This is a genomic window from Achromobacter sp. (genome assembly GCF_036567245.1).
Taxonomy (GTDB): domain Bacteria; phylum Pseudomonadota; class Gammaproteobacteria; order Burkholderiales; family Burkholderiaceae_B; genus Achromobacter.
Genome location: NZ_DATCUY010000193.1, coordinates 1 through 9,127, shown reverse-complemented (window position 1 = coordinate 9,127; position 9,127 = coordinate 1). Strand labels below are relative to the sequence as shown.

Here is a 9,127-nt window from a genome sequence, read left to right as displayed (position 1 = left end):
GGCCGGCGTGCGCTGAGCCGGCAGCGCGCCGCAGCCGCCTCCCGTACAATGCGGGTCGCTTTTTGCGCTTTCGCGCATGGGCGATCCAGGCATTTCCCCGAATCGAGGCTCTCATGATCATCAAGCCCCGCGTGCGCGGTTTCATCTGCGTCACCACCCATCCCGCCGGCTGCGCCGCCAACGTCCGCAACCAGATCGACTACGTCCAGGCCCAGGGGCCCATCGCTGGCGGGCCGAAACGCGTGCTGGTGCTGGGAGCATCCACCGGCTATGGCCTGGCGGCGCGGATCAGCGCGGCCTTCGGCTGCGGCGCAGAGACGCTGGGCGTGTTCTTCGAACGCCCGGGCGACGCGGCCAAGGCCGGCACGCCCGGCTGGTACAACACGGCGGAATTCCACGAGCAGGCCCATGCCGCCGGGTTGTACGCCAAGAGCATCAATGGCGACGCCTTCTCGGATGAGATCAAGCGCAAGACCATAGACCTCATCAAGCAGGACCTGGGCCAGGTCGACCAGGTGATCTACAGCCTGGCCGCGCCCCGGCGCACGCACCCGAAGACTGGGGAAGTCTTCAATTCCACGCTCAAGCCCATCGGCCAGGCGGTCAATCTGCGCGGCCTGGACACCGACCGCGAAGTAGTCAAGGAATCCGTGCTGGAACCCGCCACCCAGGCCGAGATCGACGCGACTGTCGCCGTCATGGGTGGCGAGGACTGGCAGATGTGGATCGACGCGCTGCTGGAAGCCGGCGTGCTGGCCGAAGGCGCCAGCACCACAGCCTTCACCTACCTGGGCGAGAAGATCACCCACGACATCTACTGGAACGGCTCCATCGGCGCCGCCAAGAAGGACCTGGACCAGAAGGTGCTGGAAATCCGCGCCAAGCTGGCCGCGCGCGGCGGCGACGCCCGCGTGTCGGTGCTCAAGGCGGTGGTGACGCAGGCCAGTTCGGCGATCCCCATGATGCCGCTGTACCTGTCGCTGCTGTTCAAGACCATGAAGGAAGCCGGCACGCACGAAGGCTGCATCGAACAGGTCTATGGCCTGTACCGCGACAGCCTTTGTGGCGAGACGCCCATCCTGGACCAGGAAGGCCGCCTGCGCGCCGACTACAAGGAGCTGGACCCCGAGGTGCAGGCCCGCGTGCAGGCGCTATGGGGCCAGGTCACCAACGACAACCTCTACCAGCTGACGGACTTCGCCGGCTACAAGCAGGACTTCCTGCGCTTGTTCGGCTTCGAGATCGACGGCGTCGACTACGAGGCCGATACCGATCCGGCAGTGGAAATCCGCGGCCTGGCCTAGGCCCGGCCGCTAACGGGCCATCAGCTCCAGCAGGCGGTCCAGGCCGCCTTCATCGATGGCCACCTTGACCTCCTCACGCACGGCCGGCTTGGCGCGGTAGCCCACCGACAGGCCCGCCGCGCGCATCATCGGCAGGTCGTTGGCGCCGTCGCCCACGGCGATGGCGCGCTCCGGCCCCACGCCCAGCGACGCGCAGACTTCGAGCAGCTTGCGGCGCTTTTCCTCGCCGTCGCAGATATCGCCCCAGGCCTGGGGCAGCAGCCGGCCCGTCAGGCGGCCCTCCACGATTTCCAGCACATTGGCGCGCACGTCGTCCAGGCCCAGGCGCACCCGCAGCCGGTCGGTGAAGCAGGTAAAGCCGCCGGTCACCAGCAGGCAGGTAAGGCCCGCGGCCTTGCACGCGGCGATCAGCGTTTCGGCGCCGGGATTGATGCGCACGCGCTGCTCATAGACCTCGTCCAGCGCGGCCTCGGGCATGCCCGCCAGCAGCGCCACGCGTTCGCGCAGGCTTTGCTTGTAGTCCTTGATCTCGCCGCGCATGGCAGCTTCGGTCAGCGCCGCCACCTCGGCCTTCTTGCCCATCAGGTCCGCCATCTCGTCCAGCGTCTCGATCGAGATCAGCGTCGAATCCATGTCGAAGGCAATGAGCTTGTAGTCCGTCAGTGCAAGCGGAGGCGCAATGCCGCGCCAAAGCAGGCCGGGTATGGTCGAGACGGAATGCATGAATAGTCCTTGTCTATGCGGGATGAGAGGGGCAGCGCCCTTGCTCGCGCAACCACTCGATGAACAATTGCGCCGAGGCGGCGGCCGGGCCGTCCTGCCGGTACAGCGCGTGGATGCCGGCGTTGGGCAGCTGCGGGCCGTCGAACAGCGGGCGCAGGCGGTCGGCGCGGATGTCGTCTTCCAGCAGGCACCAGGGCGCCAGCGCGATGCCCAGGTCATTCATGGCGGCCTGCATGCACAGGAACTGATGGTCGAACACCGGCCCCGGCAACTGCGCAGGCACGTCCACCTTGGCCAGCGCGAACCAGCGCGGCCAGTGATCCATGCCGCCCGCAATCTTCAGCAGCGGATGCCCCAGGCAATCCGCGGGCGCCGCCAGCCGATTGCGCTCGATGAAGCGCGGCGACGCCACCGGCAGGTGGAAATCGTCCAGGCAGTGCACGCAGGCCAGGTCCGAATGCGCCATGTAGCCATGGCGGATCAGCACGTCGCTGCCCGTATCGCCGCCGCGGTCCAGGAAGGAGCGCCCTTGCGTGGTGAGCTGCACGTCCACGCCCGGATGCCGCGCCTGGAACGTCGACAGGCGCGGGATCAGCCACTTCATGGTCAGGGACGGCGTGGCGCAGACGCGCAACACGCCGCCATAGGCGGGCGATTTCAGTTTGGCGGTCGCGGCCGCGATGCGTTCCAGACTGGCCTGTATCTCGGGAAAATAGGCCTGGGCGCAAGGCAGCAGCGCGACCCCGCGCGCCTCGCGCGCGAACAGGGGTTGCCCCACGTACTCTTCGAGTATGCGGATCTGCTGGCTGACCGCGCTATGCGTGATGCTCAGTTCATCGGCGGCCGCGGTGAAGCTGCGCAAACGCGCCGCGGCTTCGAACACGCGCAAGGCCTTGAGCGGCGGCAGGCTCTGCCCCGCCATCTCAGTTGCGGCCCGCCCGCGCGCCGGCCCGGCGCCGCGCTGTGCTGCTCTTTCCCACGTTTTCCCTTGTCGTCTATTTTTTATTGGCGCGGCTTGCGCGCGCCTGTCCTATCCAGCCGCATTCTAGGTGATAGCCTCGGCGCCGACCTCTTAGAAAAACTAACGACTACCCTTAAAAAACAGCGCTGGTCGGGTCCGCAGCGCGTTTCTATGATGCCGGCAACCTCAAGCAGGAAGCAAACATGGCATCAATCACCGTAGACGGCATCGTCAAGACTTTCGGCGGACAGCAAGTACTGCGCAATCTGTCGCTGCACATCCCCGACGGCGCGTTCTACACGCTGCTGGGCCCCAGCGGCTGCGGCAAGACCACATTGCTGCGTTGCATTGCGGGCTTCTATGCTCCCGACGGCGGACGCCTGCTGTTCGACCAGGACGACGTGACCCATGTGTCCGCGCACCGCCGCGACATCGGCATGGTGTTCCAGGACTACGCGCTGTTCCCCGACAAGACCGCCTTCGACAATGTCGCCTATGGCCTGCGCGCCCGCGGCGTGGCGCGTGCCGAACTCACGCGGCGCGTCAACGAGGCGCTGGACAAGGTCGGGCTGCTGGCGCTGGCCGAACGCTATCCGGCGCAGATGAGCGGCGGGCAGCGCCAGCGCGTGGCCCTGGCGCGCGCGCTGGTGATCCGCCCGCGCGTGCTGCTGATGGACGAGCCACTGTCCAACCTGGACGCGAAGATGCGCCTGCAGATGCGCGACGTGATCCTGGATCTGGTACGCGAGGCCGGTATCACCACCGTGTTCGTGACGCACGATCAGGAAGAAGCCCTGGCAATGTCCGACCGCATCGCCATCATGGACCGCGGCGACATCGCCCAGCTGGGCACGCCGGAAGAACTCTACGGCACGCCGGTCAACGCCTACGTGGCGGACTTCATCGGCTCGGCCAATGTGATCCCGGTGCCGGCCCGCAACGGCCAGGCAGGCGCTCCCGCCGGCCATGTGCGCTACGAAATCTGCGGCCTGGGATTCGACGGCGTGCAAGGCAGCGACCAACTGGACGGCAAGGGCGTGCTGATCGCCCGTCCGGAAGAGTTGGCCTTGATGGCGCCTGCTCCCTATGTGCCCAATACCTTGCCCGGCAAAGTGCTGCGCCGGCAATACCTGGGCTTCAAGACGGCCTACCGCATCGCGCTCGACAACGGCTCCGAAATCCGCGTCGAGCTACACGCCGGCAACATGGTGGCGCAGTTCCAGCCCGGCGAAGCCGTGCAGGTGCTGATCCCCGCCGACAGCCGCGTCGTCAACGCCTGAGGACGCGCCGACCATGAAAATCAAATGGTGGCCCTGGGGCATCCTGACCGCGATCAGCCTGGCCCTGCTGCTGTTCTTCGTGCTCTACCCGCTGGGCGTGCTCTTCAGCAACAGCATCACCGGACAGGACGGCACCTTCACGCTGGAGGGCTTCAAAGCCCTGCTGGCCGACTCCCAATACGTGGAGGCCTTCGGCAACACGCTGATCCTGGGCCTGGCGGTCACGACCTGCACGGTGCTGGTGGGCGTGCCTTTCGCCTACATGGTGGCGCGCTTCGACTTTCCGCTGAAGAACCTGGTGGCGATCCTGCCGGTGCTGACCATCGTGATCCCCGAGATCATCGTCGGCCAGTCCTGGCTGCTGATCCTGGGCAACAACGGCATCCTGACCAACCTGCTGGGCGACGCGGGCATTTCGCTGCCCTCGTTCTACGGCTGGACCGGCATGGTGTTTTCCATGACGCTGGTCTACTACACCTACATCTACCTGGGCGTGCTGGCGGCGTTGCGCGGCTTCGACGGCCAGCTGGAAGAGGCCGGCCTTAGCCTGGGCACGCCGCCGCTCCTGACCAAGCTGCGCGTGCTGGTGCCGGTGCTGCTGCCGGCCGTACTGGTCAACGCGCTGGTGGTGTTCACGCTGGTGGTGGGTAACTTCGCGCTGGCCATGCTGCTGGGCAGCCGGGTGCCGCTGCTCTCGGTCATGACGTACAACACCTTCGTCAGCGAAATGGGCGGCAGCCCGACGCTGCAGAGCGCGATGTCGGTGGTGTCCATCGCCATCGTCGCCATCGTGCTGTTCTTCCAGAAACGCGTGGTCGAGCGCAAGGTCTACACCATGACGCAGGGACGGGCGCCGGCCGCCACCCGCGTGCGCTCCTGGACCGCCCTGCTCTACACCGGCGGCGTGGGCCTGATCATCTTCATTTCGATGCTGCCGCTCATCGTGGTGTTCATCGCCGCCTTCACCAAGACCAGCGGGCCGGTCATGCAATGGGGCCAGTGGTCCCTGGCCAGCATGCAGCGCGCGCTGCATGGCGCGCCCGAGCCCATCCTGAACTCGCTCAAATTCGCCTCGCTCGCTACGGTACTGGGCGTGGCCTTCGCGGTGCTGGTGAGCTATCTGACCATCAAGAAGCGCAGCGCGTCGACCCAGGTGCTGGACTACATCGTGGTGCTGCCGCTGACCATTTCCGGCACGGTACTGGGCATCGCGCTGGTGCAGACCTTCAATACCGGCTGGCTGGTGCTGGCGGGCACCTCGGGAATCATGGTGCTCTGCTACACGGTGCGGCGCCTGCCCTTCGCGGTGCGCAACGCCTCGTCGGTGCTGTTCAACATCCCCGAGTCGATCGAGGAGGCTTCAATCAGCCTGGGCGTGTCTCCGCTCATGACTTTTTTCAAGGTAGTCCTGCCCGCGATGAAGGCATCCATCATCTCGGCAGCCATCCTGATGTGGCTCACCACCATCTCCGAGCTGTCGGCCTCCATCGTCGCCTACAGCGGCGGCCTGGAGACCATGCCCATCGCCATCTTCCGCCAGGTCGACGGCGGCAGGCTGGGCATGGCGTCGGCCTACGGCGCGGCGCTGGTCACGGTCATCGTGCTGCCCATCATCGTGTCGGTCAAGGCGTTCCGCATCAAGCTGTTCTCCGGCAAATAACCCACTCGCACAGAGGCTAACCATGCAACTCAAGCACCTACTTCAGTACAGCGTCCTGGCCGCCGCCCTGGCTACCGGCGCCGCCCAGGCCCAGAATGTCGTGCTCTATTCGTCCAACAACACGGAGACGATCGAAACCGCCCTGGACGCGGTGAAGCAGAAGTCGCCGAAATTGAACGTGCAGCCCGTCACCGGCGGCACCGGCACGATGATGAAGCGCATCGAGGCCGAAGCGCAGAACCCGCGCGGCGACCTGTTCTGGAGCGGCGGCTTCGGCACGCTGGGCGCCTACCGCCAGCATCTGCAGCCCTACCGCCCGGCCGACCTGGACAAGATCCCGGCCGAATTCCGCGGCCCGGACGACCTGTGGGTGGGCACCAACGTGCACGTCATGGTGATGATGGTCAACGAACGCCAGCTCAAGGGCCTGCCTGCGCCGGCCACCTGGTCCGACCTGATGCAGCCGCAATGGAAGAACAAGTTCGCCATCACCGACCCGTCCAAGAGCGGCACGGCCTACATGCTGGTGTACGGCCTCTTCAAGCAGTTCGGCCAGGAAGGCCTGGACAAGATCGCCGCCAACGCGGTGATCACGGCATCGTCGGGCACCACCTACAAGGGCGTGGCCGCGGGCGAATACGCCGTCGGCATGACGCTGGAATACGCGGCGCAGGAATACGTGGCCGGCGGCCAGAAGGAGATCAAGCTGGTCTACCCGACTGAGGGCAGCTACCTGGCGCCTGAAGGCATGTTCATCATCAAGGGCGCGAAGAACATGGACGCCGCCAAGGCACTGTACGACGGCCTCTTGAGCAAGGAATCGCAGGAAGCCCAGTTGGTGAAGAACTTCCGCCGCCCGACCCGCACCGACGTGGCCGTGGCCAGCCTGACCACCCTGCCCGACCTGAAGACCATCAAGATCTTCCCGGTCAGCCAGGATGCGGCGGCGAAGGAGTACGAGGCGGTGGTGTCGGCTTGGAATCAGGCCGTGGCCAAAGCGAAATAAGGTAAGACCCCCACGCCGCGCCTCTGCGGAGCTAGCTGCCCCCCGCGGGGGCTGGCCCACCTTGGGACGGCCCGGCGGTGGGCCTGTGGCAGGCCGGACGCGGCGTCAGGCGCCGTTGACCATGCGCCCTGCAGCCAGCACCAATTGGCGCCCGCAACGGGCCGCCAGCTGCGGATCATGGGTCACCAGCACCAGCGTGGTGCCATGCTCCCGGTGCAGGTCGAACATCAAATCAATGACCGTCACGCCCGTGGCGGCGTCCAGGCTGCCAGTGGGTTCATCCGCGAACAGCAAGTCCGGCTGCACCACGAAGGCCCGCGCCAGCGACACGCGCTGCTGTTCGCCGCCCGACAGGGTGCGCGGGTAATGATGCAGGCGCTTGCCCAGGCCCACCCGCTCCAGCATGGCCTGCGCCGCGTCGCGGGCCGACTGCCCAGCCAGTTCCAGCGGCAGCATCACGTTTTCCAGCGCCGTCAGGTTGGGCAGCAGCTGGAACGACTGGAACACGAAGCCCACATGATTGGCGCGCAAGCGTGCGCGGCCGTCCTCGTCCAGCGCGAACAGATCCTGGCCCGCCAGGCGCACGCTGCCCACGCTGGGAACATCCAGGCCCGCCAGCAGTCCCAACAGGGTGGACTTGCCCGATCCCGAGCTGCCCGTGATCGCCACGGCGCTGCCCGCCTCGACCGTAAAATCAATACCTTCCAGGATGGAGAGCATGCCGCCGGCATCGGCCACCTGCTTGCCCAGCCCTTTCACCTCGATCGAATTCTTGTTATCCATGCGCCTATTTTCCCGTCTGCTACTCATGACCGCCATGGCGACCGCCAGCATGGCGCCCGCCCACGCTCAGACCGCTTCGGCGGCCCAGGGTTCCTCGCCCCGCACGGTATTGGTCCTGGGCGACAGCCTGTCGGCCGAATACGGCATCAAGCGCGGCACCGGCTGGGTGCCGCTGCTTTCCGCCCGCGTAGCGGAACAATACCCCAAGTATCAAGTCGTCAACGCCAGCATCAGCGGCGACACGACCAGCGGCGGCGTGGCCCGCCTGCCGGCCCTGCTGCGCCAGCATGCGCCGGCCGTGGTGGTGTTGGAACTGGGCTCGAACGATGCGCTGCGCGGCCTGCCGCTGAACATGACCGAACAAAACCTGCGCGCCATGGCCCAGGCCGCCCGCAAGGCCGACGCCGAAGTCCTGATCGTCGGCATGCAGATTCCGCCCAATTACGGCCGGGACTACACCCAGCGCTTCGCCCAGGTGTTCCCCACGGTCGCCAAAGACGAAAACGCCCGGCTCGTGCCCTTCCTGATGGAAGGTATCGCAACGAACCGGGCGATGTTCCAGGCCGACGGCATCCATCCGAACGAGGATGCCCAACCTCTTTTGCTGGACAACGTGTGGCCGACGCTGCGGCCACTGTTGAACTGATTCCGGGCTGATCAGCCGGCTGCCGGCTGATCGCCGCGGATGACCGCAGCGGCGGCGGGCAGCACCTGCACCTTGTATTCTTCACGCAGCATGCGCACCAAGGCTTCGTTTTCGGCCTGGCCCCAGGCGCCCGACAACTGCTGCGCCAGGCGTTCCTTGTCGGCCGGATCGACCGTGCCGGCCTCGACCTTCTCCAGGCGCGCCAGCGTGTAGTCCGCACCCGATTGCACACCGGCATAGGCCGGCAGCGTGGTGGCGGGCAGGCGCATGACGGCGTCCAGCACCGCGCGCGGCAGATCCTTGGGGTCTTGGCGCGACACGATTACCGGCGCGGCGAAACCTTCCGGCACGGCAGCGGGATTGGCCTGGTCGGCGGCCAGCGCGGCCTCGCCGGCCTTCTTGGCGGCTTCGGCCGAACGCTCGTCCAGCAGCTTGGCGCGAATGATCTCCGACACCTTGTCCAGCGGCGGCACGTGGGCGGGCTCGACCGCCGCGACGCGCAGGGCCAGCATGGTGGCGGGCGACAGTTCGATCACGCCGGAGTTCTGCTTTTCACGCAGCACGTCAGGCGAAAACAACACTTGGCGCACGCGCGGATTGTCCAGAAGCTCGGCATCGGGGCTATCGACCGCGGCACCCGGGCCAGCCTTGTCGGCAGGCAACAGGCCTTCGCGGGTCACGCCCGAGGCCGTACGCAGCTTCAAGCCCACGGCGTCAGCGGCGGGTTGCAGGCTGTCGCGCTGGTCATAGACCTGCTTGTTCAG

At 66.5% G+C, this 9,127-nt stretch carries 8 protein-coding genes and 1 pseudogene; 5 read left to right on the top strand and 4 right to left on the bottom strand.

Going from position 1 to position 9,127, the window contains the following annotated elements:
- The first annotated feature begins 113 nt into the window (after positions 1-113).
- Positions 114-1,304, top strand: coding sequence for an enoyl-ACP reductase FabV (gene fabV, locus VIR09_RS08050; protein ID WP_332012402.1), 1,191 nt, complete (start codon positions 114-116; stop codon positions 1,302-1,304).
- A 9-nt stretch (positions 1,305-1,313) separates the two neighbouring features.
- Here the strand turns inward: fabV and serB are convergent, their stop codons facing one another.
- Both serB and VIR09_RS08040 read right to left on the bottom strand, forming a co-directional pair.
- Positions 1,314-2,027 carry a phosphoserine phosphatase SerB gene (gene serB, locus VIR09_RS08045; protein ID WP_332012401.1) on the bottom strand — a complete coding sequence of 238 codons (714 nt, stop codon included), beginning with the start codon at positions 2,025-2,027 and terminating at the stop codon, positions 1,314-1,316.
- Positions 2,028-2,040: 13 nt separating this feature from the next.
- Positions 2,041-2,949, bottom strand: a complete 909-nt coding sequence (locus tag VIR09_RS08040; RefSeq protein ID WP_332012400.1) for a LysR substrate-binding domain-containing protein — start codon at positions 2,947-2,949, stop codon at positions 2,041-2,043.
- Positions 2,950-3,191: 242 nt separating this feature from the next.
- Between VIR09_RS08040 and VIR09_RS08035 the strand changes: the two genes are divergently transcribed.
- From VIR09_RS08035 to VIR09_RS08025, 3 genes are read left to right on the top strand one after another with little or no spacing between them, the layout of a single operon-like run.
- The gene (locus tag VIR09_RS08035; protein ID WP_332012399.1) at positions 3,192-4,268 is read left to right on the top strand and encodes an ABC transporter ATP-binding protein; all 1,077 of its coding nucleotides are present in this window, start codon (positions 3,192-3,194) and stop codon (positions 4,266-4,268) included.
- Positions 4,269-4,281: 13 nt separating this feature from the next.
- On the top strand, positions 4,282-5,928 hold the full coding sequence (locus VIR09_RS08030) for an iron ABC transporter permease (protein ID WP_332012398.1): 1,647 nt from the start codon (positions 4,282-4,284) through the stop codon (positions 5,926-5,928).
- Between the two features lie 22 nt (positions 5,929-5,950).
- Positions 5,951-6,934 (top strand): ABC transporter substrate-binding protein, encoded by a 984-nt coding sequence (locus tag VIR09_RS08025; RefSeq protein WP_332012397.1) that lies wholly within the window; start codon positions 5,951-5,953, stop codon positions 6,932-6,934.
- Positions 6,935-7,039: 105 nt separating this feature from the next.
- Here the strand turns inward: VIR09_RS08025 and VIR09_RS08020 are convergent, their stop codons facing one another.
- Positions 7,040-7,717: an ABC transporter ATP-binding protein gene (locus VIR09_RS08020; RefSeq protein ID WP_332012396.1), complete on the bottom strand. Its 678-nt coding sequence runs from the start codon at positions 7,715-7,717 to the stop codon at positions 7,040-7,042.
- Here VIR09_RS08020 and VIR09_RS08015 point away from each other — a divergent pair.
- Positions 7,716-8,363 (top strand): arylesterase, encoded by a 648-nt coding sequence (locus VIR09_RS08015; RefSeq protein WP_332012395.1) that lies wholly within the window; start codon positions 7,716-7,718, stop codon positions 8,361-8,363. The genes VIR09_RS08020 and VIR09_RS08015 overlap by 2 nt on opposite strands.
- Positions 8,364-8,374: 11 nt before the next feature.
- On the opposite strand, the pseudogene VIR09_RS08010 reads toward VIR09_RS08015, so the two are convergent.
- Positions 8,375-9,127, bottom strand: a pseudogene (locus VIR09_RS08010) (peptidylprolyl isomerase); the annotation flags it as partial.

Coding starts and splice junctions, on each gene's coding strand:
- VIR09_RS08030 (WP_332012398.1), top strand. CDS start 4,282: ATGAAAATCAAATGGTGGCCCTGGGGCATCCTGACCGCGATCAGCCTG.
- VIR09_RS08020 (WP_332012396.1), bottom strand. CDS start 7,717: ATGGATAACAAGAATTCGATCGAGGTGAAAGGGCTGGGCAAGCAGGTG.
- fabV (WP_332012402.1), top strand. CDS start 114: ATGATCATCAAGCCCCGCGTGCGCGGTTTCATCTGCGTCACCACCCAT.
- VIR09_RS08040 (WP_332012400.1), bottom strand. CDS start 2,949: ATGGCGGGGCAGAGCCTGCCGCCGCTCAAGGCCTTGCGCGTGTTCGAA.
- serB (WP_332012401.1), bottom strand. CDS start 2,027: ATGCATTCCGTCTCGACCATACCCGGCCTGCTTTGGCGCGGCATTGCG.
- VIR09_RS08025 (WP_332012397.1), top strand. CDS start 5,951: ATGCAACTCAAGCACCTACTTCAGTACAGCGTCCTGGCCGCCGCCCTG.
- VIR09_RS08035 (WP_332012399.1), top strand. CDS start 3,192: ATGGCATCAATCACCGTAGACGGCATCGTCAAGACTTTCGGCGGACAG.
- VIR09_RS08015 (WP_332012395.1), top strand. CDS start 7,716: ATGCGCCTATTTTCCCGTCTGCTACTCATGACCGCCATGGCGACCGCC.